This window comes from Paenibacillus albidus (genome assembly GCF_014644435.1).
GTDB classification, from domain to species: Bacteria; Bacillota; Bacilli; order Paenibacillales; family Paenibacillaceae; genus Paenibacillus_AQ; species Paenibacillus_AQ albidus.
Genome location: NZ_BMKR01000003.1, coordinates 158,653 through 185,425 on the forward strand (window position 1 = coordinate 158,653; position 26,773 = coordinate 185,425).

20 protein-coding genes and 1 pseudogene are annotated in these 26,773 nt (G+C 47.6%); 6 read left to right on the forward strand and 15 right to left on the reverse strand.

The window, feature by feature from the left end:
• Positions 1–28: 28 nt before the first annotated feature.
• Together IEY53_RS04160 and IEY53_RS04165 are read right to left on the reverse strand one after the other, a co-directional pair.
• Positions 29–640 carry a C39 family peptidase gene (locus IEY53_RS04160; protein WP_189022348.1) on the reverse strand — a complete coding sequence of 204 codons (612 nt, stop codon included), beginning with the start codon at positions 638–640 and terminating at the stop codon, positions 29–31.
• On the reverse strand, positions 637–4,116 hold the full coding sequence (locus tag IEY53_RS04165) for a PAS domain-containing hybrid sensor histidine kinase/response regulator (protein ID WP_229695969.1): 3,480 nt from the start codon (positions 4,114–4,116) through the stop codon (positions 637–639). Before IEY53_RS04165 ends, IEY53_RS04160 begins: the two co-directional genes overlap by 4 nt.
• 287 nt (positions 4,117–4,403) lie before the next feature.
• Here IEY53_RS04165 and IEY53_RS04170 point away from each other — a divergent pair, with 287 nt between their 5' ends.
• Positions 4,404–5,231 (forward strand): hypothetical protein, encoded by an 828-nt coding sequence (locus IEY53_RS04170; protein WP_189022350.1) that lies wholly within the window; start codon positions 4,404–4,406, stop codon positions 5,229–5,231.
• Positions 5,232–5,242: 11 nt separating this feature from the next.
• Here the strand turns inward: IEY53_RS04170 and IEY53_RS04175 are convergent, their stop codons facing one another.
• Positions 5,243–6,034, reverse strand: coding sequence for a YheC/YheD family protein (locus IEY53_RS04175; protein ID WP_189022351.1), 792 nt, complete (start codon positions 6,032–6,034; stop codon positions 5,243–5,245).
• Positions 6,035–6,218: 184 nt separating this feature from the next.
• Between IEY53_RS04175 and IEY53_RS04180 the strand changes: the two genes are divergently transcribed.
• A complete protein-coding gene (locus tag IEY53_RS04180; protein WP_189022352.1) occupies positions 6,219–7,331 on the forward strand; it encodes a glycosyltransferase family 4 protein in 1,113 nt (370 codons plus the stop codon).
• Between the two features lie 136 nt (positions 7,332–7,467).
• Here IEY53_RS04180 and IEY53_RS04185 read toward each other — a convergent pair whose 3' ends face one another.
• Positions 7,468–8,709, reverse strand: a complete 1,242-nt coding sequence (locus IEY53_RS04185; protein ID WP_189022353.1) for a DUF445 domain-containing protein — start codon at positions 8,707–8,709, stop codon at positions 7,468–7,470.
• A 256-nt stretch (positions 8,710–8,965) separates the two neighbouring features.
• Between IEY53_RS04185 and IEY53_RS04190 the strand changes: the two genes are divergently transcribed.
• On the forward strand, positions 8,966–9,838 hold the full coding sequence (locus IEY53_RS04190; RefSeq protein WP_189022354.1) for a Cof-type HAD-IIB family hydrolase: 873 nt from the start codon (positions 8,966–8,968) through the stop codon (positions 9,836–9,838).
• Positions 9,839–9,881: 43 nt separating this feature from the next.
• Here the strand turns inward: IEY53_RS04190 and IEY53_RS04195 are convergent, their stop codons facing one another.
• Both IEY53_RS04195 and IEY53_RS04200 read right to left on the reverse strand, forming a co-directional pair.
• Positions 9,882–11,237 carry a sugar phosphate nucleotidyltransferase gene (locus IEY53_RS04195; RefSeq protein ID WP_189022355.1) on the reverse strand — a complete coding sequence of 452 codons (1,356 nt, stop codon included), beginning with the start codon at positions 11,235–11,237 and terminating at the stop codon, positions 9,882–9,884.
• 57 nt (positions 11,238–11,294) lie between these two features.
• Positions 11,295–12,104 (reverse strand): DUF6492 family protein, encoded by an 810-nt coding sequence (locus IEY53_RS04200; RefSeq protein WP_189022356.1) that lies wholly within the window; start codon positions 12,102–12,104, stop codon positions 11,295–11,297.
• Positions 12,105–12,285: 181 nt separating this feature from the next.
• On the opposite strand from IEY53_RS04200, the gene IEY53_RS04205 reads away from it, so the two are divergent.
• The gene (locus tag IEY53_RS04205; RefSeq protein ID WP_189022357.1) at positions 12,286–12,762 is read left to right on the forward strand and encodes an Imm30 family immunity protein; all 477 of its coding nucleotides are present in this window, start codon (positions 12,286–12,288) and stop codon (positions 12,760–12,762) included.
• Here IEY53_RS04205 and IEY53_RS04210 read toward each other — a convergent pair.
• The gene (locus tag IEY53_RS04210) at positions 12,737–13,618 is read right to left on the reverse strand and encodes a helix-turn-helix transcriptional regulator (RefSeq protein ID WP_229695970.1); all 882 of its coding nucleotides are present in this window, start codon (positions 13,616–13,618) and stop codon (positions 12,737–12,739) included. The two genes, IEY53_RS04205 and IEY53_RS04210, sit on opposite strands and share 26 nt — an antisense overlap.
• 168 nt (positions 13,619–13,786) lie before the next feature.
• Between IEY53_RS04210 and IEY53_RS04215 the strand changes: the two genes are divergently transcribed.
• Together IEY53_RS04215 and IEY53_RS04220 are read left to right on the forward strand one after the other, a co-directional pair.
• On the forward strand, positions 13,787–16,090 hold the full coding sequence (locus tag IEY53_RS04215) for a UvrD-helicase domain-containing protein (protein WP_229695971.1): 2,304 nt from the start codon (positions 13,787–13,789) through the stop codon (positions 16,088–16,090).
• A gap of 371 nt (positions 16,091–16,461) precedes the next feature.
• Positions 16,462–17,189, forward strand: a pseudogene (locus tag IEY53_RS04220) (quinone oxidoreductase family protein); the annotation flags it as partial.
• A gap of 290 nt (positions 17,190–17,479) precedes the next feature.
• Here IEY53_RS04220 and IEY53_RS34935 read toward each other — a convergent pair.
• The 8 genes from IEY53_RS34935 to IEY53_RS04250 form a co-directional block, all read right to left on the reverse strand.
• Positions 17,480–17,671, reverse strand: coding sequence for a hypothetical protein (locus tag IEY53_RS34935; protein ID WP_229695972.1), 192 nt, complete (start codon positions 17,669–17,671; stop codon positions 17,480–17,482).
• Entirely contained in the window at positions 17,652–17,972 is a 321-nt protein-coding gene (locus IEY53_RS34940) for a hypothetical protein (RefSeq protein ID WP_229695973.1), read from the reverse strand. The genes IEY53_RS34935 and IEY53_RS34940 overlap by 20 nt, the downstream gene beginning before the upstream one ends.
• Positions 17,973–18,006: 34 nt before the next feature.
• Entirely contained in the window at positions 18,007–18,495 is a 489-nt protein-coding gene (locus IEY53_RS34945; protein ID WP_229695974.1) for a helix-turn-helix domain-containing protein, read from the reverse strand.
• A 2,044-nt stretch (positions 18,496–20,539) separates the two neighbouring features.
• The gene (locus tag IEY53_RS04230; protein WP_189022360.1) at positions 20,540–21,277 is read right to left on the reverse strand and encodes an ABC transporter ATP-binding protein; all 738 of its coding nucleotides are present in this window, start codon (positions 21,275–21,277) and stop codon (positions 20,540–20,542) included.
• A 1-nt stretch (position 21,278) separates the two neighbouring features.
• Positions 21,279–22,958 carry an ABC transporter ATP-binding protein gene (locus tag IEY53_RS04235; RefSeq protein WP_189022361.1) on the reverse strand — a complete coding sequence of 560 codons (1,680 nt, stop codon included), beginning with the start codon at positions 22,956–22,958 and terminating at the stop codon, positions 21,279–21,281.
• A gap of 50 nt (positions 22,959–23,008) precedes the next feature.
• Positions 23,009–24,217 carry a 4Fe-4S cluster-binding domain-containing protein gene (locus tag IEY53_RS04240; RefSeq protein WP_189022362.1) on the reverse strand — a complete coding sequence of 403 codons (1,209 nt, stop codon included), beginning with the start codon at positions 24,215–24,217 and terminating at the stop codon, positions 23,009–23,011.
• 22 nt (positions 24,218–24,239) lie between these two features.
• A complete protein-coding gene (locus tag IEY53_RS04245) occupies positions 24,240–25,619 on the reverse strand; it encodes a radical SAM protein (protein WP_189022363.1) in 1,380 nt (459 codons plus the stop codon).
• Between the two features lie 389 nt (positions 25,620–26,008).
• The gene (locus IEY53_RS04250; RefSeq protein ID WP_189022364.1) at positions 26,009–26,203 is read right to left on the reverse strand and encodes a hypothetical protein; all 195 of its coding nucleotides are present in this window, start codon (positions 26,201–26,203) and stop codon (positions 26,009–26,011) included.
• Positions 26,204–26,773 lie beyond the last annotated feature (570 nt).

The window sequence follows — 26,773 nt, forward strand, 5'->3', positions numbered from 1 at the left end:
GATTGTCGTGCCAGTGCAAACGTTTGAATTAAATTTTTATATTCACAGCTACCATCGTCATAATTTCTTGATTGGATTCATAATCGATTAGGCGTTCTTGCCCCCGGGCAAAGCTGCCGTCTCTATACCGCACCCCGTTGTCATGAACAATCAGGACTGGCCCAAAACCGCCCGCAGGCTCTTCATAACCCATCCCCATAACCCAGTGATAATCGTAGGCATACCTTCCCCGCCAGCGAAAATGAAACCATTTATCGAACTTGACCGCTACCGGGCGGCCTGCATCAATCTCGGCCTTATACTGGGCTATATCCGTTAAGGTTCTGATCGAAAGCCTGCCTCGCAGCTCTTCAAGCGGCAAAGACTCTGCCAGATAAGCCTTGAGCCCTTTGGTAAAGCCGTGCACGCTCATTCCCCACGGCCTTCCGCCGTGATGCCTGTAGATATGATTGATGTGAGCCGCTCTGGAACCAAAAGCCTTCTTCCCGCGAACCTGCCGTACTCCCTGTCTGCTGTTCCAGTACTCCGTCAGCGCAGCCATCGTCGCGGGTCCGCAAGCGGAGCCGGGCGATTCCACCCCTTCCTCCCACTGCGTATACGGCTCAATCGCCAGCCTGCGGCGGACCTGTTCCCTCTTCATCGGAGGATGCTCTCTCTGCGCCGCTGCAATATCCGCTCCACCTCAGAAGAGAGAATCGGCTTGCTGATGTGTGCCTCCATCCCTACTGCCCGGCAGCGCTCCTTATCTTCCTGTCCTGCGTAGGCTGTCACAGCCACGATATAAGGCTGGTGCTCCTGCGGAGCCCGTTCCCTGATCATCATTGTCGCTGTAAGTCCGCTCATCACCGGCATCTGCACATCCATAAATACAAGATCATAGTGATTCTGCATAACCGCTTCGAGCGCCTGCTCCCCGTTCTCCACCAGATCGGCTTGATAACCCCGCTTCTGCAACAAGGTCAGCAGCAGCTTCTGGTTCACCGGATGATCTTCGGCGATGAGAATTCGCAGCGGACCATATTGGGGTGCAGGCAGGGGAAGGGCCTCGTCTGCTGCAGGTCCTTCTCCAGCTTCATTCCTAATTTGTACCCCAGCTACTTCCACCGCTTGAGCTGCAGCTTCTTCTTCACTGCCAATGGAATCACCGCTCAAGCTAAGCGGCAGGCTGAAATAGAAGTTGGAGCCCTGATCTTCACTGCTCTCCACTCCAATGGCTCCGCCCATAAGCTCAACAAGCTTTTTGCAGATAGCCAGCCCAAGCCCTGTTCCTCCATATTTGCGGTTAATGGAGGGGTGGAGCTGGGAGAAGGACTGGAATAGAAGCGGCTGCTTGGCGGGTGGAATGCCGATTCCTGTATCCATTACATTAAATTTCAGCAGCAGCTTGTTACTATTCGGGCAATACTCCCGTTCCACCAGAATCTCGACCCTGCCCTGTTCCGTAAATTTGACGGCATTGCTGACCAGATTGACGAGCACCTGCCGCAGCCTGGCGGCATCCCCCATAATGAATTCCGGGACTTCAGAAGCAATCCGGCAGGACAGCTGAAGATCCTTTTCCCTGGCCTTCACCGAGAACAGCTCCGTTACATTGTCCAGGATGGGCTTTAATCCCACCAGCTCATGCAAAAGCGTCATTTTGCCCGCTTCAATCTTGCTGAAATCGAGAATTTCATTGAGGATATACAGGAGAGAGCTGCTGCTTTCGCTGATGATCTGGGTGTATCCGCGCTGCTCTTCATTCAGCTCCGTCTCTGACAACAGATCCGTCATCCCCATGATTCCGTTCATCGGCGTACGCAGCTCATGACTCATTATAGCCAGAAATTCGGATTTGGCCTGATCTGCCTTCTCCGCAGATTCCTTGGCCCGGATAATCTCCTTCTCATCCGTGATATCACGGAATACCACGACTGCCCCCCTGCGCTCTCCCCTGTCAAAAAGAGGCGTAACCTGATATTCTGCCAGAAAGCTGGAGCCGTCTTTACGCCACAGCACAGCCTCCTTGTTCTGGTGGGAAGTACCGGACTCGATCGCTTTCATCAGGGGCGACTCCTCAGGACGGTAGTGAACACCATCTATTGCCGACTGCTGAATATGATCCAGATAGGAGTGGCCCATAATCTCGTTATATTCAAACCCCAGCATGTGTATTCCGGCCGGGTTAATAAAGGTCACCTTGCCTTCCGTATCCAGACCGAAGATGCCCTCCGACACCGCATTAAGAATTAAAGTATATTCGTTGCTCAGCTTCTCAATCTGTGCGGTATACCGCATTCGTTCGGTAATGTCGCGGGATATGCCATATACACCAACTACTTGCTCATCCACAATAATCGGAATATTGATCGTATTGATCTCCACCTCATGACCGTCTTTATGGATCAGGGTCAAGTTGTAGCTCTGGGGAATTCCCTGGCTCGCCAAGTCGAAATGAGATTGGGTTCTGGCAACATCCTTCCCGTGAACCAGCGGCCCGTAATTCATTCCAATCAATTCTTCCAGCGGGTAGCCGCTAAGCTTCTCCAGGTTGGTGTTGGCTGTTAAATATTCCCCTTGCAGATTCATGGAGTACACGGCGGAAGGATTGTATTCGAACAGGGACTTGTAACGCTGCTCGCTCTCCTGAAGCCTGGATTCGAACTGCTTGCGCTCCGTAATATCACGGCCAACGGCTAAGATCTCCACGGCTCTCCCGGAGTCATCATAAATATAACGGCTGTTGGATTCCAGCCAGACATAGCTTCCATCCTTGCGCCGGTAACGGTAAGATACCACCGGGATAACGTTGGTATCCCGGCTTGCTCCCATAAGCCTCTGCATCATCTCCAGATCGTCCGGATGCAGATACTCATAGGCACTGGTCCCGAGCATTTCCTCCGGCTCATAGCCGAGCATGGTCCGGCTGGCCGGGGAACAGTACAGAAAAATGCTGTCCTGAATCGTATGACGGGAAATGATATCCAGGGAATTCTCCGACAACAGCCTGTAATTCCGCTCACTCTCCCGCAGCAGCTGCTCCATCTGCATCCGTTCGGTGACATCCTGCATCATGCCGATAAGCTGAGAGGGCTGCCCGGAGGGATCCCGCACCACTTCCCACTGGGTATGTACGGCCAGTATTTGCTGATGCGAAATGACCAGACGATAGGAAGCCTCGCCGGACTCCCCTCTGACTATGGCTTTTTCAACAACTTCATCAACGTAAGCTCTATCCTGGGGATGAACCATTTGCTTAAAGGTTGCATAATCCACATTCTCTGCATCCAGTGTATAGAACACAAGACGGCGCAGCTCCTCGGAAAAAGAAAGCTTGTCTGTCTTCAAATCCCAGATCCACGCACCAATTCTGGCCACCTTCTGCGCTGTCGCCAGCGCTTCTTCGCTCTGCTTGCGGGTCGTCACATCACGCCCGATGCCCATAATGCGCGTAATCTCATTATTCTCATCCCGTATGCTATTAAACGAAGTCTCAAACCACAGATAATGGCCATCCTTATGGCGCAGGCGGCGGGCAAAGGAGTCCCTTAAGACTCCCTCGGGTGTCTTAAGTTCTTTAATATCATCCGGATGGTAGTAGTTCGAGCGGTTGGTGCCGATCATTTCCTCGGGAGGGTACCCGAGCAATGACAGGCTTGAAGGCGAGATGAAGCTGAGCGTACCGTCAGGCAAGGTGAATGAGATAATACTCTGTTCATCTTTGATGAATAAATCATATAAATCGCGGCTGTCCACAGTTAATTGATCGGCAATTTTGCGGTCCGTAATATCCTGGGCATACACTATAACAACTTGAGCAGCGCCTTCATCGGCCAAAGTAAAGGTAAGGGAAAGCCACACTGGCCGCTGTGCCCGATTGACAAACCGCTGCTCTCTGACGCAATGATGGCCGGGAGAACGCCGAAGCTCATCGAGGATTTCCTTGAATGAGGGGCACTGTCCGGATTGATCTTTTTCGCAGCCCAAAAGAGGCCCCGCCTGAACCTCGGATTCCGTGCAACCAAGCATATCGCAAAAAGCAGGGTTTATCTTCAGCGCGTTTCCCAAGTTCACATCCAGTACCGCCATTCCCACCGGAGACTTTATGAACGCTTGATCCAGTATAGGATTATCCAATATGGCCGAGGCCTCCTTCACCGCGAACCTGTACATTATATTCGCTATATCTTATTATCCCAGTATACGATAAGCGAATCAGCGAAAAAAGCGGCTGGAATTCAATGCAATCCGCAACCTCAAAAAAGGAAAATATTGACGTATAGCGGCGGTTTACAGTATAGTAAAAGTCAATAAACGATTCGTGACCTATTACGATGGAAGCACCCGTAATAAAGGCATTTGCCTTTACTGCGGGTGCTTTTTTGTCGTCTATTAGCCGCACGGATGAAAAGGGAGGAACAGATATGCATATTATTAAGCAGGTAACCGCAAGGCTTTTGTCATTGCTTCTCGTGATGCTGCTCGCTTCAGCAGCACCTGCAGCATCCGCAGCATCTGCGGCTGAATTAACCCCTTCGATCAAGGCCGCTTTTGATTTAACAGCGGCCAAGACGGATGATACAACAAGAGCCCGGCTAAATACTCTATACAGTGAACTGTCTGTGCTGAAGACAGAGTTCAACAACCGGGAAGCGCAGATCCGGACTCTTCATTACAGCAATGAGCAGACACTCACCGCCGTCCGCGGCCAGATCAAGCAAATTGACCAGGCGGCCATCAGCCGGCTGGAACTAAACGTCAGCAGTGTCAAGCAGCGCTATCAGCCGCTCTTCGACCAATACACTGCGCTGAACCGGCAGATGAAGCTGGCCAAAGGTCTTAAGAATAAGACCCTGAACAGCCTGCTCCGCAATCAAGCCGACGCCATGAAGATTCTGGTCCAAATCGCCAAACAGAATATCCGCGACGAGCAGGAAGCATTAAAGACCGCCAAGGCGGTGCGGACACACAGGATTTCCGCCGCCCGCAAAACCCTTGATGGCATAAGCACCCCTCAAACCGCAATCAAAGCCCAGAAAAGTGCAGTCACAGCGCTGAATAAACGGCTATCTGCAGATTGGGGCAGCTTCACCTCAGCCATCCGTAAGCAAAATGCGCCCTTAACCTTGCAATCCTTGTCCTCGCTTGTGTCCGGCTACCGCCAAATGGCTGCATACAAACAAAAAATCATTACCCTGGAGCAAAAAGTCGCCGAGGTTATACAGAATACTAAAAGACAAATCGGTGCCTGATCGCCCGTTATCTATCTGCTTGCCTTCTTCTTGTTCTTCTGGGCTCTACGATAGGCCATTACCTTGCGGTACATGCTTTTATCAGCCAGTTGATTGAAGATGTACGGATCGGGATTGGTATTGACTTCAATAATCCATGGTGTCATGTTGCGGTCCAGCCCCACATCGACACCAAGCTGGGTGAATCCGCGCCCTTTCTTGTGATAGAAACGGCCGATGTCTTCTCCCAGCCGGGACAGTCTCTTCATCACCTGGGCCTGAAGCCCGGGACTCATATGGGGGGCAAGCAGCTTTCCAACAGCGGTTGGTTTGCCGCCACTGTGATAATTGGTAACAATCTTGCCGCGTGCGGCCACCCTGCCGATTAGCCCGGTTGTCTCCCATTTCCCCTGTGGACTAAGCTGGACCATTACACGGATATCAAAGCGCAGATCACCGTGCTTCAGCAGTGCAATGCCTCTCTGGATCAGATAGCTGCGGCCGCGGGTTGCCTTGTTCAGAGAAGTGTAGAACGGTTCAAAGGCTCCAAAGGTCTTAATCTTTACTCCGCTCTGATACTTGTACGCAACTGCACCCGATTGAGCGGACTGCTCTACTCTCATTACTCCATTGCCGTAGGTGCCGCGTTCCGGTTTCACGTAGACCATTCCGTATTTATGCAGCATGGTTCTAAGATTGCTTCGGGTAAATCTTGTTGTTTCCGGTATCAAAGATGATATTTCGGGGCTCTGCAGCAGCACCTTGGTTTTGATCCACTTGCTTGTCAGCGACGACCCTGACTTTGATCTCGTGTTCTTTCCCAAATGTTCTCTCCCCTGTCCTACAAAAGTTATATTCGCCCTTGGTAAACCTTAGTATTTTATGCGCCGGCTGTACCGATGGCATAAGGAGATCGCCCTCTCCGCTCAAGGCTGTGTCTTCAGCCTATCCGGCTGCATAAGGTAACAGGGAAGATATAATTCTGCGGATTACGGGGGTGGAGGCATCATGCACATATGTATCGTCGCACCGGAGCAGTTCCCGGTTCCGGGGGACGGCTCTGTGGAAATCTGCATCTGGGCCATTGCCAGAGCACTGGCCCGGCAGCATAAAGTGACCATCCTAAGCCGCTCCAGCCCCGGACTGTCTGTTTCTGCCGAACTGGAGCAGGTAGAAATCATTCGGCTGCCTGCAGGCAGCCCTTCGCGCTACCAGGCTGCAGTAATCCATTATTTGCAGAAGGAAGCGTTCGATATTGTGCAGGTGGATAACCGGCCACGCCTGATGGCTGCCATTAAAAGCAAGCTGCCCCGGACTCCTGTGATTCTGTTCCTGCATTCCTTGACGTTTGTACCGGCTGCGGCCGGAATAGCTGCCAGTCTTGCCCGTGCAGACCACATCATCGCCAACAGCCAGTCCTTGCGGCAACGGCTCTTGCGGCGTTTCTCCCATGCTGCGCAGGAGATCAGCGTCATCCCGCTGGGAGCCGATCTGTCCCGCTTCTCTCCTGCGGGAGCCTCCGGCAAACAGCTCCGGCGCGAGCTTCATCGGCTCCCGCAGCAGACCTTTACCGTCCTCTTCGTCGGGCGGGTCATCCCCCGCAAGGGGGTCCCCTTGCTGATCCATGCTATGCGGCGCCTGAACAAGCGCCTTCCGGCACATCTGGTGATTGCCGGCAGAGGACGGCCCTCCTACATCCGGCAGCTAAAGGTTCTGGCGCGGCGGCTGGGCGTTTCGGCCACCTTTCTCGGAAATGTAGCCCACGAACACATTCACAGCTTATATCAGGCAGCGGATTGCCTGGTCTGCCCTTCCCAGAGGCATGAATCCTTCGGGCTGGTCAACGTGGAGGCTATGGCTTCGGGCCTTCCGGTAATTGCCTCTAACAATGGCGGTATTCGCGAGATTATCGTTCCGGGTCAGAATGGCTATCTGATAGACCGTTATCACGATTCTGCGGCCTTCTCCCGATGCCTGTACAGATTGGCACGTGATCCGGAAATGGCTGCCAGAATCGGAGCGCAGGCCCGGCTGGATGCGCTGCGTACCTTCGATTGGGTGCATACTGCCGCCCGGCTGGAGAAGATATACCGCTCTCTTTGGCTGAAGCTGCCCGGCTGAAGCTCTCCGGTGAAAGACACAGCTGGAATCCTTGCAGTTACAGCAAAAAGGCAGCAATGCGTTCCGCCGCCCGGGTATTAAACCCGGGGTCGGCTTCGCCTTGCTGCCTTTGATCTTTCAAGATGCCTTGTTGAGTCTAGAATAGCTGGAGAACGGTAAGCACCAGCCCCACAACAAAACCGCACAACGCCCCGTTGACACGAATCCATTGCAAGTCCTTGCCGACCTTCTCCTCCAGCATGTTCACCAGACTGGCATCATCCATGCTGTCCAGATTCTCTTTCACCAGCAGACCGATCCGGTAATGATTGGCCTCTACGGCTGCAATCAACGCTGCCCGTATCCGCTCTTCCCACCCCTGGATCCAGCTCTCTTCCTTGCTGACCCGGCGTACAAGCAGGGCATACAGCGCGAACAACTTGCGCCCACCGGCAACCCGGTCTTCCTCCAGAAGCGCAACAGCCTTGCTGCGGATGTGCTCCAATTGCTTCGTCAGAAAAGCCGTGACGGACTCTCCCTGAATCCCATTCAAGGCCCAGTCTTTCAGCGAAGCATGGCGCGTCTCATCATTGATCAGCTGAAACAGCGCGACACGGATCTCGCGGATAATCTCTTCGCGGTAAGGGCTGTCTTCTTCCCGAAAGTCGCGAATGCCGGATTGCAGCATGCCTTGCAGCATCTCGCCCAGCATATCTGCATCCATAAACCCGACAAAAGCCTGAAAAGCCATGCCCTTGAGTCCGCCCAGCTTCACTTCGGCCAGCTTCTCGCTGGCGATCTTGCCCAGCATCGCCCGGGTCTCGGGCCGGCTGCTCCAGGCTGCTACTCCTTCAAGCGCATAATCGAGGGCAGCGACATCCTTGCCTTCGTTCATCAGGTTGGTGGCGATAGTATCAGCAGCGGTCCCCAGCTCAAAGTCCCGGATATAATCGGCCGCTGCCGTTTGAAGGTAAGGCACTGCCCCGGCCAGTGGGAGCCGCATCACCATGCCGGCCAGCTGCTCCAGCATTTCGGCCCGCGCCTTTTTTCTGCTGAAAAGTCTCGTCAGCAGCCCTGAACCCAGTGAGACCATACGGATCTTGCGCAGCTTGTTCTCGATGCTCTCTTTGTTCAGCAGCTCATTCTCCATGGCCGAGATGAGCGACTGAATGAGTTTGTTCCTGTTCTTAAGCAGCAGGGACGTATGCGGTATCGGCAAGCCCAGCGGATGACGGAACAACGCCGTAACTGCGAACCAGTCGGCAATCCCCCCTACAAGACCCGCTTCAAAACCGCCTCTGAGCAGAATAACGGCCAGATTCTCCGGCATAAACAATGTGGCCAAAAAGCCTAAAGCCATAATGGCAAGAGACATGGTAGCCAGATTCTTGGATCTCATGATGGGTCCCCCTTACATATAACAGCTGCCGGTGTCTTCAAGCACACCCGGCTAGTTGGTTGGTTTAACAACCATTGTACCATGCTATTCTCTTTTCAGAAAATATCGCCATCCCGCAAGACCGGGACGTTACGGTCTCCCTTCCACATTTTCATGAAACTGGCTTTTGGTTTTCAGAACATTAATGATAAAATACAATCATTACTTTCATTCCCCCTTGAAGGGGCAACCTCTGAGAAGAAGGAGACACTAACTTATGCTGATAGCTTTGGATATGGATGGAACACTGCTCGGTGAAGATGGCATGATCAGCCCGGGGAACCGGGAGGCGATTGTATATGCCCAAGGACTGGGACATGTAGTCGCAATTGCCACAGGACGTTCGTATATGGATGCGGAACGCCAATTGCGGCTGGCCGAACTGGAGTGCCCCGTGGTGAGTCTGAATGGAGCGGCCATCCTGCTGGCCGATGGGACACTGGCTGCAAGCACACCGCTGAACAAAGAGGAACTCATTCCCACCCTGCGCTGGATGAACGAAATACCGGATCTATATTATGAGGTCTATACTCAGGATAATGTCTACGTGGAACTCAATAAACGGGTGCGGCTGGAGAAATTATCGGAGCTTGGCGAAAGAGAAGTTCCGGAAGAGATCCGCTGGATTCTCAAAGCCATTGTAGGCAAACAATTCCGCCAGGCAGCCGTGACTTATGTAGAGAGTATGGAAGACATCTGGAACAAGGAAGAAACGGTGATTTACAAGGCACTCGCTTTTTCGCTGAACCTTGAGCTGTTGAAGGAAGCCTCTGCCCGTGCCGCTGCTATTCCGAACCTTATTATTACCGCCTCGCATGAGAATAATATCGAAATCAATCATCAGGACGCCAACAAAGGCGCCGGCGTAAGCACACTGGCCACTCATTACGGGATACCCCCGGAGCAAGTCGTCGTCATGGGCGACAGTTATAACGATCTTCCGATGTTCGAGACGGCAGGTTACCGGGTAGCCATGGCCAATGCGGCGCCGATTCTGAAAGAAACGGCGGATTTTGTCACCGCAAGCAATCATGAGGATGGGGTAGCCGTCGCAATCAGGCATGTTGTGGACCAAAAAGTGCTGGCATAGCAAACAGGCCAGGGGTGCTTCCCTGACCTGGTCGTTTGGCGAATCAAGAGGAGGCCCACTTGCCATCCAGCGGTTCCCTGATCAGATCTTCTTCTCCGCCGGAGCCGCCGATTTCAACCTGGAGGAACACCAGCGCCGTCTCCGCTTTTATGGCATGTCTCGTGCCTGCGGGGATTCGCAGGATGCCTCCGGCCGAAATCGGACAGACGATCCCATCCAGCATATATTCCCCTGAACCGCTGAGAATCGTCCAGCACTCCTCTGTGTGCCGATGCCAATGATAGCTGGTGCTTTTCCCGGCATGCAGCTCTATTTTGCGCGTCACAACGTCTTTATTCAGCTCTGTTCGCGAATCATCCAGTACCCGGCAGGTGCCCCACCGTTTCTCCTCATACATAGTCCGCACAGGCAGGTCTCCAAGCTCATCCTTGATCAGATGAACCCGGCTTTTGTCCCCGACCAGAATGCCATCCGGACAAGCCGCGACGATCAAATCCGACACTCCGATCACATACACAGGACAAGGAAGCTCATTCACCAGATGGGTGTTGCTGCAGTCTTCCGAAATCCTTCCCGCTCCGTACACCTTCTCCTCCAGATGAGCTGTGAGGCTGCCCCAGGTTCCAAGGTCTTTCCAGGTCCCATTATAGGGAATTGCCACAGCATGGCGGGTCTTCTCCAGGACCTCACGGTCAAAGCTTTCCTGAGGCCATTCATCATACCTCTCCCTGAATTCCCTATAATCGAGCGGCAGTCCTCTATCCTTCAAGCTTGTCAGCAGAAACTGAAGCGAGCAGGCAAATACACCGCAATTCCACAAGGCCTGCCTGGCAATCAATGACCCGGCCACGGTAGGTACAGGTTTCTCTATGAACTTGGCTACGGTGAAATAATCCGCACGGACATTTCCTTCCTGAGGCACGATATACCCGAATTCGGCAGAAGGTGAGCGCGGGACACTTCCGATTAAGGCAATGTCCGCCTGTGAATCGGCAAGTACAGCCGGTAACCGGTGCAGCAGTTCATAGAAGGAGCGGTCTACATACGAATCCACCGGAAGCACCACTACCGTCTCCGCAGGGCTGATTCCCCGTACAGAATAAAGATAGCTGGCCGCAAGCGCAACGGCGGTAAACGTTCCCCGTTTCTGCGGTTCTCCAAGAATGGGGATGGCATCGCCGATGTGACTTCTGGTAATCTCCACCTGCGACTGATGCGTTACAATACTGCAGGATTGCAGGAGTCCCGTATGTGCAAGCCCCCGGCACACTCTTTGAATCATGGACTCCGTGCCTCCGGTCTCGGAGCGCAGCAGCCTCAGAAATGCCTTGGACCTGATTTCGTTCGACAGCGGCCATAATCTTTTTCCCGAGCCGCCTGACAGGAGAACGATCTGCAACTCTTAACACCTCCTTCATCGTCTTAATGACGTAGCTGAAGATCCTGCCGCGAGCCATTACGGAGTTCTGGAATACCCTTTCCGCTTGTGAAAGGAAAGCGACCGGTAGGTTCGTGCCAGCTGGTTCCGCCGGACTCTGGAGAGCTGTCCCACATTCATGTGGAGCCCTTTGTTGCGGGCTTTGCGGATCAGCATTCCGCTGCGGTCACGGGAATAGAGGTAATTGCCGTACGTCTCAAATTCCGAGAAGGCAAATTGCTTCGACCGGTTCATGCTGTGCAGAATCGCCAAATACCAGGGCTTATGATGTTTGGCCTCTATCTCTTGCTTCATCCGGGCCAGCTTGGTGCGCTCGAAGAGCATATAATGCGTTACAAAAGACGCTGCCGACGGCGCTTTCCGGCCCATCAGCTTCCGGTAGGTCTTGAAATACTCGGGCTGGCTCCAGTTCCGGCTGTAAAAAAGGGTCTTGCCGTTCAACCGGAAACGATGCGGCGTTATCAATACGGTGTCGGCATCAATGACCAGGAAAAAATCCGCCGTGCATAATCTGTCGCCATTCAGCTTCAACAGCTGCTGGAACAGCCACCCGGAACGTTCCCAGGTCTTCGAGCGGTAATGAATATCCTTTTTGGTAAGGGGCAGCACGCTATTCTCATCAATAAATGTACAATTCTTGGCACGGCAAAAATCCAGCATCCGCTGTCTGCGGGGGGCCACGATCAGAATACGGCCGATAGGATGCTTCACATGGGTTCTTACAGCATCAATCACATAGGGGAGGGTCTCCAAATCTTTCTCAATCGCAGGGATCAGCACATCTATAGTGACGGCATGTCTGATCCTGACTTCACTGGGCTTAGGCATGGGTTCATCTCCAAACAATGATTTTGCTGTTAGGATATGAGCCGTGCGGGGAAAGGGAATGGGTGTTCAGCAAAAAGATGTGTTTAGCCCTATGGGTTCAATCTCCGGGTACTTGCGACAGAGCCGCAGCCGGGTATACTTTAATATAATAAAAAACTTACTGGCAAGGGAGAAAATTGAGATGGATATGCACCCTGCAATTGCCCGGCTCTATGAGAACCGGCTGCTGCGGACGGAGCTGGAATGCGAGCAGTTTGACCGTGCGCTGGAAGGGCTGGCCGGGGATACGGAGGACCGGATTATTCACGAGGTCTTTCGCGTGTTCGATGATGAGACCGAACAGGAGGAGGTTATGTTCGGCCTTGTGCACTTCGTGGAGAGCTACCAGATGGATATGTATCTGACCCAGCTGCTGGAGTCACTGCCGGCAATGCTGGAGCCGGCCCGCGACTGGGCCATTATATTGAATAAGCGAATCCTGAACGATGAGCTCTACCGTAAGGAATATGCCGCCATTGCCGTAGGCATGAACGACAGGATCAAGCGAACCTTGGCCTTCCTGCTGGAAGAGATCAAGGAGGAGCGCCCCAGATTGTTCGAGCGGAAGGTTAATTATATTCTGCAAAGGCTGCTTAATACTCTTCAAAATCCAGATTGACCGGCGCAAGCGGCAGGGTATTCTCCGGACCGTCATCCGTAGTGGGTGTCTTGGTGTCTACAACCTCGAACCGGAACTCATCCACCCAGGTGGTTCCGGTTCCGCTCAACAAAATCCCAAAGGCAATGGAGTGGCTCTCCTGCGGAATATCCAGAATTACTTCATATTGATTCCAGTCGCTGGTTCCAGTGATCGAACGCTGCTGCATATTGTCAAATTTCAGCATTTCGCCGTTCGCGTGATCCACCCTCATCCACAGTCCTGCCCAGCCCTTGACTTTTTGCGCCTTGACGAACGCCGTCAGCTTGAGCCGTTTGCCCAAATATACTTCCGCACTGAACATCTGCATCAGTGTGGCAAACCCGCCGTTACGGGCCGCTGCCGATGACAGCCGTGCTGAAGCTTTGCCCATATGCACCTCCGACTTGTCGACCGTAACCTCATATTCTCCGCTATTCTGGCCTGTAACCATCCAACCTTTCAAGGTTGTTTCCGTTGTCATTGTTTTCTCTCCTTTGACCAATTCTCTCGAATATGTGCGATACTGACCGGGGGTTAGCCGGTATACCTTCTTAAATGCCCGGGTGAATGCTTCCTGAGATTGAAAATGGTACTCCAAGGCGATGTCTAGAATCCGCTTTTCGCTATAGATTAATTCGCTGGCTGCTTTGGCGAGTCTTCTCCGCCGCACATAATCCGCTACCGTCTTGCCCACGGCTGCATAGAAGATCCGGTAAAAATGATGACTGGAGAACTTACTGTGATGCGATATTTCCTTCAGCGTGATTTTTTCCGTGAGATTGCGTTCAATATAGTGCAGCGATTGCTTCACTGTCTTGGAATGCCCCTTATCCATCATGGATGCGCCCCTTCCCCTGTTTCTAAATTACCACAGCCGCCAAATGGCTATTTGATTTTTTATCTCAAAAAATAGTACATTCACAGATTTTGCTTGTGCAGCTCCAACGCCGGAATGATATATTATAGGTTGGTTATAAGAGTCAAGCATATGAAGGTGAACCTATTGAACAAGCTATTATTTCATAATATCCCGCTGGGTGCTTCGGGAGAACGGATTCCCCAGGCGGCTGTCGCCTCGGCCAAAACCAGCCGGGAGCTGGTCAGATCCGGGGACAGTGATGCTGCATATTTCCGCAGGCTGGAGCAGGGCGGCATCCTGCTGAACCAGGCCCAGATCGCAGCCGTACGGCATCATCGGGGGCCACTGCTGACGCTGGCAGGCGCCGGCTCCGGCAAAACCTCGGTGCTGATCTGCCGGACCGGTTATCTGCTGTCGGTTCGCGGTATCGCTCCAAGCCAGCTCCTGCTGCTGACCTTCTCGAACAAGGCTGCGGCGGAGATGCGCGAACGGATTGCTGTCCTGCCGGGGGTAAATGAAGGGGATGTGGCCAGGCTGCAGGCCCGTACGTTTCATTCCTTTTTTCTTTATTTTTTGCGCAGACAGGGCTTACAGCAGGATATATTCAGCGAGACGCGGCGCCAGCATATTCTGCTGAAGCAGATCATGCGTGAGCTGGGGCTGCCCAAAGATGCTTATCCCCCGGAGACGCTGCTGACGCTGCTCTCTTCCTGCAAGATGAACATGGGTACGCCGGAGAGCCTGCCGGAAGGCACAACCGCTGAGCATGAGATGAAGGCTATTCTGCAAATCTATGAACAATGGAAGCTGGATCATTTCAAAATCGACTTTGACGATGTGCTGTTAATGGCCTACCGGATGCTCCGCGAACGCCCGAATCTCCTGGAAGAATTGCAGCAGCGTTATCTCTACGTCATGGTGGACGAATTCCAGGATACAAATGCCCTGCAATATGAGCTCGTCAAGATGATTGCCCACCCGCAGCGCAATCTGATGGTTGTCGGGGACGACGATCAGACCATCTATTCCTTCAACGGGGCGCGCAGCGAATTCATTCTGGAGTTCGAACAGCAGTATCCGGGGGCCAAAGTGATCACGCTGGATATCAACTACCGTTCCGGCCCGGCCATTGTAGGCCTGGGCAACGGCATTATCCGCCACAATACGCGGCGCCGTTCCAAAACGCTGCAAGCCGCCAAAAGCAGCGGCAGCCAGCCCCGGTACATGCGGCCGCAAACCGCCGACGAGGAAGCGGAGCAAATGGTGGATTATATCGAGGCCGAAGTCGGGAGCGGACGGCGCGAATATAAGGATTTCGCCATGCTGTACAGAGCCACAAGCAGCAACCGTGCGGTGCTGGAGCTGCTGCTCCTGCGCGATATTCCCTACATTGACTTCGGCGAAGGCCAATTGCTCTATGAACATTGGCTGATTGCTCCGGTGGTCGACCATTTACGGCTGTCTGTGGACCGGCGTAATTTCGCCGCCATGGAGAGCATCCTGCCCACTCTGTATATGAACCGGGAAAAGGGCATGGACCACATCCGCCGGATGGAGGCCGTCCAGCCCAAGCAAGGGCCGCTCATTCACCTGCTGTCGCTGCCGGGGATGGAGGATTTCAAGGGTACAAAGCTCCGTGAACGGCTTGATCTGATCCGCGGACTCCGCGAGCTGACGCCGGTGCAGGCCATCCGCCAGATCCGCAGACAGTTCTATGATCATTTCATAGAGGCCAATGATCGGCATCAAGCCACGCTCCACCGGGAGACGCTCAAAGAAATGCTGGATGAGCTGGAATCCTCGGCGGAGCGCTTCGACAGCATTCCGGTATTCCTTGATTTCATAGACAATGTTACCGAACGGAACGAGCATAACCGCCAGCCGGGAGCCAAGGAACAGGGCAACCGGATTGCGCTGATGACCATCCATAAGTCCAAGGGATTGGAGTTCCCGGTGGTGTTCCTGATCGGAGCTTCCGAAGGCATTCTGCCGCATAGCTCCGCGCTGGAGGGAGACCGTTTGAAAGACCGCAAGATGGCCACCGTCCGCAGCGGGGCAATTGATCTTGCGGCACTGGAAGAAGAGCGCAGACTGGCCTATGTCGCGGTCACCCGGGCCCGGGAAGAGCTGTTTATCAGTTCCCCGGCCCGCCATCGCGGCAAAAAAGCGGAAGTCTCGCGCTTCATGCTCGCGGCCTTCCGCTCGGCCGCTATGCCAGCCGGCCCACCGGCTGCCCGCAGCGCACTGGGCGTGACCGCACGGTCGCTGCCCGGAAACCGCACGGCGGCAGCCCGAACGCACAACGTGCCGGTCTGGAACTGCACCGGGACCGGCTGTCCAGGCTGGACCCGTATGAAATCCGGCGGGGCCGAGGATCACCTCATGGACAAGCCCTGCCCGTTATGCAGCTCTCCTATGGAGAAGGGCACCCGGACAGTGCCGGTATAACTAAGACAAGTTCTACGAAAAACAGCGCATCTTCAAAATCGATGAAGATGCGCTGTTTTATATACTGTTGGATTAACGAATAATTCCCCTAAAAGGACAATTAATCACGGTAGCATAAGAACAAGCCTCTCCAATGTGATTGAATCATCGAAAATCTTAAACTCCCTGAGCCAGAGATACACGTTCATACAGGTCTAAATCTATTATTTTATTTATAAACTCATATCCCACCATACATCTTCCCATATAATTCTAGCCACTCTGGACGGAATTCTGGAGACCTGGAACATGGCGTACCATTGCCCCAATGTAGCTTGCGGGATGGGGAACTGGATGACCTACGGTGCAGAGCAGTGGCTGCTGCCTGTGGTGTGATCAGTCCCTGCATTGACTGGGACACGGTGCAGTCTGTGCCGGACGTTCCGCAGATTGTCGGTGGGCCCACGGATGGCACTTTGGCGGAATCGATCCTTATTCCGCGCAGAACGCTTTCCCCAAGTCAGAGTATCTGACTTGGGAGGAGGCTGGGGTGCTGCCCTTGTCCCCCTTAACGGCCTACCGGTCGTTATTCACCCGGGGCCGCTTGCATCCGGGCGATCATGTATCCCCGGCATCGGCGGCGGTGTAGCCACCTTTGCTTATGGCAGTGGCGGCAGGCGCGCGGGTCAGTGTGACCTCACGCAGCGAAGTGAAACGGAAGACGGCGCTTACCCGTGGTGCCGAGCAAGCCGTGGACAGCCACAGCAACTGGAGTGAGGTCCTCCACGGCGAACCTGTGGATCTTCTCGACAGCATCGGGCCCGCGACCTTCGGGCAAGCCTTAGAGGTGATCAAACCGGAAGGCCGGATCGTTATGTTCGGAGCAAGCTCCGGGGACCGTCTGGAGTTTCCGGCGAGATCGCTGTTTTTTCCTCAGACCAGTCTGATCGGCACCTCCATGGGCAGCAGCGAAGAATTTGGAGACATGTTGAAGATTATAGAGCTGCACCTTATACGGCCTGTCCTGGACCGTGTATTCCCTATCCATGACACCGCCGAAGCCTTCCGGCGGATGCAGCAGGGGGAACCAGTCGGCAATATCGGGACTCGGATGGATTGAGGGACGTGACGCCCGCCGGCGCAAGAAAAAAAGCATTCAACTGCAGAACATTTCTCTGCGTTGGATGCTTCTTCTAGTGCAGCAACACGTAATAATTCCAACAGTTAAGCGCAAAGCGGTTTGCCTCTGTAGGTCCATTTGATTGGCTTCGCCATCGTTTGCTTGAAATACTCAATAAACTGGAAAATCTGTTTCTGTAAATCAAGGGTGCTCTTGAAGTTTCCACGTTTGAGAAGGCGACGGACCAAGATGCTAAACCAGAGTTCGATCTGGTTCAGCCAAGAACAGTGTTACGGCGTGTATACAAAACGAATACGGTGAGAAGGGTCTGCCAGAAAAGCTGCCCGGCGGGGCTGGGACTTCAATATCCCGCTCTTTCCTTTTTGCCCCAGCGGTGTATCGATCTCACAAACCTCGGCGACGAGCCGAACCAAGCTCTCGGACTGGTGCGTGTTCAATCCGTCAGCGATCAAAACTTGCAAAATCCGTTTCGCCCCGGGTCGGACCCATCGATACGACTGGAAGTTGGCCGATAGCCACGTCAAATCCCGCAATAAGGCTAAGGGTGCCATGACGAATATATTCAAATCCGCGCCGTTCGATCAGACCCGGCTTCATCGGCAGTGTGGGATGGAGTCGCTCCAGCGCCTGAATCCCCGTCATTTCATCCAGCGAAACGACATGGACACCCAAGGTGTGTAGCAGTGGGGTCCATTGGTACAAACGGTAGATCTCCCGGGTCTTCTCCGCGAACAGAGCCGGGTCCTTCGGCTTGGCGTTCAACCAGCCTTTGCAGCGATGTGGACGAAGGTCCGCCTCATTTTAAAAAACGACCCACTTGCGTCACGGAAATCGACGGAACAATTCCTCGTTTGAGGACTTCGTCCCGTACTTCTCGTGGCGTCCAATGGCTGATGGGACGCCCGCAGTCTTTTGGATCTACGGAGGCAATAGCTACGATTTGCACGACCTGTTCTGCCGAAAACGTAGACGGATGGCCCGGGTGCGGCTCGTCCCGCAACGCTTGAAGAATCGAAGCCTCCAACTCGTTCGGAGGTTCTTGCTCGATTCGACACAGCCCCGGATACCGCTCCACCCACCGTTTTCGCCACATCACCACTTGCGTTCGGTCCAGCGGAAGACGACGGCTGATTTCACTATTACTGAGACCAGCCTTTGCCTCCAGCACGAGTCGGGCTCGCTTGGCCAAGTATTGCGGTGTTTTACGCCGCCCGATATATCGTTCCAATATGTGTTGTTGCTCTGGCGTAACCTCAATGGGTAGTGTTTTGGGTCCCGTTGTCATGTGCTTCATCCCCCTTGAATGCTTAGCGTGTTATTCCTACTCCTTATTACACGCTTTTGGGGTTATTGAACTGTCGGAGTCATTGAGTTTTGCTGCACTAGTTAAGCGAATTGGCCGTGAGCCTTCGTTGGCTTACAGCTCATCAATAAATGAATGTTAAGGAGTGAAGTGTGAGATCTTGGAAGATACGTTGGACTGCCTCCGAAATAAAACATCTGGTAATCCCCAGATCTATAACCAAGCAATCCGTATTTAGACCTGTTGTATTATCTTTTATTTTTTCCATTTTGTTTAATAATTACATATAAGCACCATAAAACCAAAAAGACTGGTATGAGCTGCCATATCTGAAATCCCGCCATCAAAGAATTTGTAATGCTTACAGCACAGAGCAAAATTGCAATTATAAAAATCAGTCTATAATTCATTTTATCCCACCTTTTTTGTCCTTATTTTATCATTATTTATTATATTTTGGAATATAAGGGTTTTTCTTTTGTTAAAAAAATAGGCTAACATAACTATGAACAAAAGAAAAACAATGAAATACAACGTTGCTATTAGAAATATGTCCTCTGCAGTGTAAGTATTACAGACTACACCACTTAAAATTATAACTAAAGTAAGAACCGAATTTGTCATATGAAAGATGGTTATAGCTGGCCGCTCTTTGAGAAGTTGATGTTCGTCGTTCCAAGTCATTATTGGAAATACAACATCATAGAAGGTACAGAGCATTACCCCATTTAGAGAAATTATTATGGCTAAAAAAAACCATATTAATAAAATATACAAAGGAATACTAAAAACAGCATAGAAAGTCAATGCGTTAATAATAATTACTGGTAAATAGAAAATCCATGCCACAAAAATTTTGGAATAAATTAATTTATGTATTGAGAGCGGCATAGTAATTTTATAAAGAAGATCTTTTTTGTCTCGAGAAAATGATGTGATTGCAATAATATTCCAACTAATAGTCAAAACTGTATATGAAACTAAAAATACAAATGATAGACTTGAGTTCTGTTTTATAAAGGTCTTGATCCCCTCAAGTTGGTTGTTCATTACAAAAAGAAATATACATAATATTGGAAATAAAAAGGAACTAGTTACTCCCTTTATAAATAATACGGGTCTACGAAAGAGTGTTTTAAATTCCAGTATGATTAAACTCCTAAACTCTTTGTGTGATAGGAGTGAAATCTGTACTTCACTCTGGGAATTAGCCGTGCTTTTCTTATTAAGAACTTCATAATATTGAGGCCAATAAAAAATAGATAATAGATAAACGATCAGGTAAAGTATAAACATTAGAATTATTAGAAGTGATGCTACTATCCCTATAGAATAATAAGTAATTGTGGAACTGAATACAAAATTAATAACTACGCTTGGCAGATAACCATACGCATTCCACATTCTCCATTCCGTAAATCCTGCCAGTAATCCAACTCTATTTTTCAAGAAAAATATACATAGAAGAATTACCAATCCAAATAAATAAATCATTATATTACTAACAATAATTATTTTATTCCTATAGCGTCTTAACAAATTCATGAATAAAAATGTTATTAATAAATGGACAGTATTGGGAATAAGAGGAACGCTCAAAATAGTTATTACAAAACAAATATGAAAAATTATAGATGGATGCTCCACTTGTACAATATTCCATAAAATTGGAATAGCCAATATTCCCAGAAGTATATATTCCGATATAAGCCATACTATTAATTTTGAAAGAATGATACTTTCTTTCTTAATAGGCAGATGAAAATATCCCAATATATCATTTGAGAAACAAAACATAGAAATGGCTTGTAAAACTCCAACTAGGAAAATAATTAAACTGGAAAGCGCAAAGAAAAGATTGATTATTATTGCAAGGCTATTTACCCCGTGTTGTTTGTATAAGTAATCTATGACCTCGCTACTGATAATGACATATAGACAAATAAAATAGATTATCCCAATAATTCGAAATGAGAGCTTTCCATTCCTATCCAAGGTTGTCCTCAACTGGCTACGAAGCATGTTTTTAATTAGCGTTATGGTCATCATCAATTAACTCCAAAAACAAATTTTCCAACGAAGTTTGATTTTGAACATTTTTTTTAATTTCTTCAACTGTACCTTCAAATAATTTCTGACCTCGATCTATAATTCCAATCCTATGACAAACCTCTTCTGCAATAGCAAGCATGTGAGTTGAGAAAAAAACTGCATTGCCTTGACTTGCATGATCCTTCATTAATTCCTTTATTGTATGCGAAGACTTTGGATCGAGTCCGTTTAACGGCTCATCCAGAATCCAAACTTTTGGACTGTGAAGCAAAGAACCTATTATGAACAGTTTTTTTTTCATTCCATGTGAATAGTTTTTGATGTGTCCCTCCAAAGCGTAAAGCATATTTAATTTTGAGGCAATATTCTCAATCCTTTTCTCAGCATTTTCAACAGGAATTTTATATATATCCCTTAAAAAACTCAAAAATTCAATTCCTTTGAAATGCATAAAATATTCAGGAACATCCGCTACATACCCAATGTTTTTTTTTGCTTCTAAAGGAGCTTTTTCAATGTCAAGATTATTGATCTTAATAGTTCCAGAATCTAATGGCTGTATCCCTGTAATCAATTTTATAGTAGTTGATTTTCCAGCTCCATTAGGTCCTAAGAATCCAAATATTTCGCCTTCGTTTACATGTAAACTTAAATTATGTACTGCCTTTTCAGAATTGTTGTAACTTTTAGAGACGTCAAGTAAGCGAAGCATATTATTGGTCCCTCCCGGCGGATAATGCAGCATCGTAACCCCTTTCAATTAGTACACCATCCACAATTTCCAATATTCTATCCGCAATCCTGCTAATATTCTCTTCATGAGAAATAATAATACACATCTTATTTTTAAAAATCTTTTTAATAGCTTCTTCCAAGAAAGCTTTGGATGCTATATCCAAATTCGAAGTGGCTTCATCAAAAATCAAAATATCCGGATCTTTAGCAAATGCCCTTAATAGAGCAATTTTTTGTTTCTGCCCCCCTGAGAGATTATTCGCCTTCTCATTTAGAACCATCGAGTAAGGATCAATATCCGTAAACATTTTATCCTGAAAAATGTCCAAAAGATTATCCAGATGCTGATTGCTTATATTGGGATTGGCCATTTTTATATTTTCCAACAGTGTACCTGAGAACAAAATGACATTTTGTGAGACAATTCCCACACGATTTCTAAGGGATTGTATATTTACCTCCTTAAGGTTGATTCCGTTTATTTCTAAAATTCCATCATACTCCCTGTATAATCCCAATAATATTTTAATTATTGTTGATTTCCCAGAACCATTCACTCCTTGAATCGCCAGAATTTCATTTTTATCCAATGTGAAATCAATCTTCTCCAGAACATAATCTGCCGCCCCTTCGTACTTGAACGACACTTCTTTGAACTGAACAGATACAATCTCTTCAATTTTAATTCCTATTTCTTTCTCCTCAATGTCCATTTTCAAAATAGAGCTAACTCTGTCGAGTGCTACCAATCCAGGTTGAATCGTCATGCTAAACGCCGCAATTAGTTGCACAGGAGCATAGAGAAGCAAAACATATTGAGTAAGAGCTACGTAATCTCCAATAGATAGCTGGCTGCGCACTATCAGTATCCCTATGGTTAGAGTAATGGTGATTTGAGATATGTTTAGTAGTAGTGAAACTCCTTCCGTCCCCATAGCAGCAAATTTACTTTGCTCTATAATTTTTCGTGCTATTTTATTCACCTGATTTGTCAAGTCTTTAAATGTTCTTTCCTCGTTGTTTAGATGCTTTAATTCCTGTATACCCTCAATTGATTCTTGCAGCTTCCCTTTTGTAGTTGCATTCACTTCATATATCTCTCTAGATGTTTTATGAATTTTTTTGAGCGATGCACGTGTTAAAATATAAAATATTGGCAAAAAGACAAACGAAATCAACAATAGTATCCAGCTCTTATCGAAAATATAATAAAACGCACCCACCGCAGTTATTAAAGCTGCAAAAAAGTCAAAGATAGCTGAAGAAAATAATACCGACAAAGCATCCACCTCATCAATCCTCGAGAGCAGATAGCCTTTGTGATTATTGTCAAAATACCTCATTGGCAAACGAAGCAGATGTGAATACATATCTTTTTTGATGGATGTTGTAAATTTTACTGACAATTGAGCATGAAGGATTTGGACATAATACTTGATAAAAAATTTAACCACACTTAGAAACAAAAGCAATAAAGATATATTAATAATAGGGGAAATCTCTGCTGACATTATTCCCAAGTCAAAAAGTAAGCTGCTTATATAAGGTATAAGCAGATTAATAGCGCTTGATAAAATTGATAATATTAGAATACCGACTAACATTAACTTAAATCTAAATAAGTATTTACAAATAAAATCCAAATAACTTTTTAACATTGTTATCAAACTCCAATTAAAGCATTAATTATATTTCCCTTCAAAATTTTTCAGTTCGAATGTCCTAAGTAGCAAATTTCTTTTTTATATAAATCATTACTTAGTAACTCTTCCACAGCCCTGCAATCTACACATGAGAATTTCATTTTACAGAGCTTGCACTTCTCAACTTTTTCAAGTGAAAAACGCCAAAATTCATTTAATGTTTCTGGGTATTCAAATAATTCTAAAATATGTGATTTTTCCAAGTCTAATAAAGGGTGTTTAATCATTGAAGGACATGGAATCACCTTTTTATCTGCAGTTATAGAAATAACACCCATCAAACAAGGATGTAAGTCTTTGTTAAGCATAAAGTTATAGGAGAGTTTATCTGAAAACTGAACACTCGCATAACTTTGCAAATTGTTTTGCTCATCAAGAACAATACTTGTTGATATGTTGCTAAAATTATATCCATTTAATTCTTGGATAATTGACTCTAGCTGTGTTGGAGAGTCCAATACAACATTACAGGAATATTCAAGGTTATTATCAAGGAACATCCGAAAAATCTCTGATGATTTTTCTAACATACTGTTTGGGTGCTCATTCTCTTTGGTGTATCTTAAAACAAACAACGGATTAATCTTGAATTTTATAAAATGATTCATCGTCTTGATATCCATTAGCCGACCGTTCGTTTTTAGAATTATACTTACGTTATCATTCGCATTTTCTCGTGTGTATTTAAGAAGTTCTAACATCGAATTGCCATAAGTTAACGGGTCTCCACCATGAAAAATTAATGTTTGCACTGACATTTTCAATACATCAGATAAAAGCTCTTTATAAAATTCCATATCCAACTCAGTGCTAGTTACAGTTGAACAACTACAAGTAAGGCAACTAAATAACTTTAAGCTATGACAGGTTTTACAATTCATTTCGCATGAGGAGGGTAACTCGATATAACAGGTAGTAAGTTGCAAATTATTAATTGGTCTAGCATGTCCTATTCGGGATATCTCCTCAACATAATAGTAATCTGACAATTCTGCGAGACCGCTTTCTATTAACTTAATAAAAAATTTATTCACCACATTCACGTCAAACCTATTCTTTATTTTCTCAATGCATATCCCTTTTTTTACTTGATTGAGAATTTCAGTATGCTGAACATCAAGAGAATAATAGTTCCTATTGATTAAATCGTAAATGAAAGAACCATTATCTCCTACAACGATTGCACAATTACTCTTTAATATAAGAAATTCCATATAAGTCCCCCCGTATCAAGAGTTAAAAATTAGGAACTAAATCTTCAGCCAATATACCTTCTTCCATAATGCTCCATATCTCAGCGAACTGTTTTTGAATATGTTTTCTGATCTTTTGACAATTCGGTTCCATATAAGATTTATCAAACCCCCCCTCCCCATCCAATACTCCAGCGTAGCATATATCGCAAAGACTATGAACAGGACAATCGGGACAATCCTTAGTTATATTTTTTTGATAGTCCTCTATCAATTTCATTATTGAAGGTAGTCTTAACCAATGATCAACATCACCAATAGACCTACTTAGATTCACTCTTTCACATACATGAAGATTACCATTTGTATCTACAGCAATTTTTTCTCCTGGTACACACGCTCCAGTATATGGCAGGAAATTAGGGCGTCTATTTTGAAATGAAATATTCCTAGAACGATTCAATATTGAAAACATTGGGACACTGAATAATATTTTCAAAAATGCTTCTGATTCTATGCCATCAGGAGATCTAACTTGATCAATATAAACTGACTTTAATCTGTCGAAGGAGTTGATGAACTCCTCCTTTTCTTCTACTGAATATTGATCGTACCAATTTGTAAAAGATGCACCCACTTGTGATATCCTTGCAATTTTCGGTAGTATTTTTTGATTTTCTTTTAAGAAGTCTCTTATTTTCATCAAATTTGAACCCGTATCTATAGTTATTAATAATTGACAGTATTCTTTATAATAATCTGGATACAACTCTCTAATTCTATTTAAGTTTCTCATTACAATCTCATAAGTGCCTGACCCATCTTTAAAAACTCTCATTCTGTCATGTTCATCTCTATCTCCGTTTAAACTGATGGACAGAATAAAGGAATTTTTTGCCAAAAAATGAATCTTTTCATCATTAAGTAAAATGGCATTGGTTGTAGTTGAAAATTGAATCTTTTTATCATATTTATTCTTTGCGAAGTTTACAACTTCATTGATTAATTCATAATTAAGAAAAGGCTCTCCTCCATAAAATGCAATGAGTGGGTTATCAAAAGGATTTTTAAATTTCCTTTGTTTAAAATTAGTTAAATACTTATCAACTGCTTTCTTAGCCGTCTCCACACTCATGAATTCTCTTCTATGGCTCCTTTGATTCTCATAATTTCCTGAATATACGCAGTATGTACATCTAATATTACAAGCTTCTGTTGTTAAAAGAATTAATTGACTGCCGCTATTGTCCTGCAAATAATCCTCTAGCTCTTTCCTATTAATTGAGACTTCTTGCACCGTTGAATTCCCGAAGACAAAATTATTCTTCTCACTTTTTTCCTGATATTTCACATTGCTTGTACCATCATCATAATAGTATGAGTTTCCGTTGCTTGTAGTAAAGAAGAACCCTCTATCACTCATTTTAAATCCCCCCTCAAAGTACTTTATAATCCATTAATAATAAGAAGACACATAAAACCAAGCCGATCCAAGAAGACTCGTTTCCTAGTTCTATATGCCTCCTATAATTATGAGTATCTACTGCCGATTTTAGGATCTCCTATTATCCCTTAACTAGCATAGTAAGTATAATAGAATGAGCCAGTAACAATAGCCAACGCAGCCGGCCCTGTTGCTGCTCCAACTGCACAAGCTGCGAAACATGGTCCAGAACAACTAATAGAGCAAGTCCAGCCACTTTGCGGTGTAACATTATTCATTTGTTCCATTTTATCCCACCTCCTTTCACTATTATTTTTTCATTTTTTTTACAAAAAAATCAATAGTTTGATAATAAATTCATATATATGTCATAAATATGAGATTGGATACTGACCCTGCTGCAATAACCTTTGAAGTTCCCTCAGGTTCGTGCCCACATTCTTCTCGTACATCCCGATGCTCACGCCATCGATTTCGCCACTTCCCTGATTCTTCCTTACCGATAGCCAGGCTTCGTACAGATTGTTCATTTGGTATACTTTATCGATTAAGGAAAAATTCAATCGCTCCTGCTGCCTTGGATATACTCAGGCCGCCCGTTTGCCTCTATCCCCAAGCGCTCTTTCGCTCTCGGCGGGACGCACCCTCTTGGTCAAACGCTCGCAGGTTTATGGCGCTTACGATCTCCACTCACGAAAACTCACAGTCTTTGACGAAGCACGTTCCCTTCGCCTCTATCTCTCCTCTTTTGGAGTGAGAGCAGGGTATGCGATACCATTTTTTTCTGGCTATTTACCACTAAAAAAAATTATGGGCACATACTCATCCGGGTTTTCTCCTCCAGTCTGTTACCAGCTTTCATCGGCCCGGATTTACTCGCTACTACGGAACGATCCGCCATCTCGCAGTCCTTCGATTTGGCTTTCCCTCTCGGTTAAATCTCCCCTACCTTGTCTGCGTTTGCACCAAGGAGACTACGAGACTTCCCTCAGTTATCTGCACTTTCTGTTCCATCCATCCTGACCCTAATCACGTCGATGAGTCTTACAGGTCATTTCCCTTTGTATGTTTTCCCGTAAGATATACGATCTCGTATAGGTTCCCCGTTTTTGGGGCGGGTCACCCCGCATCGC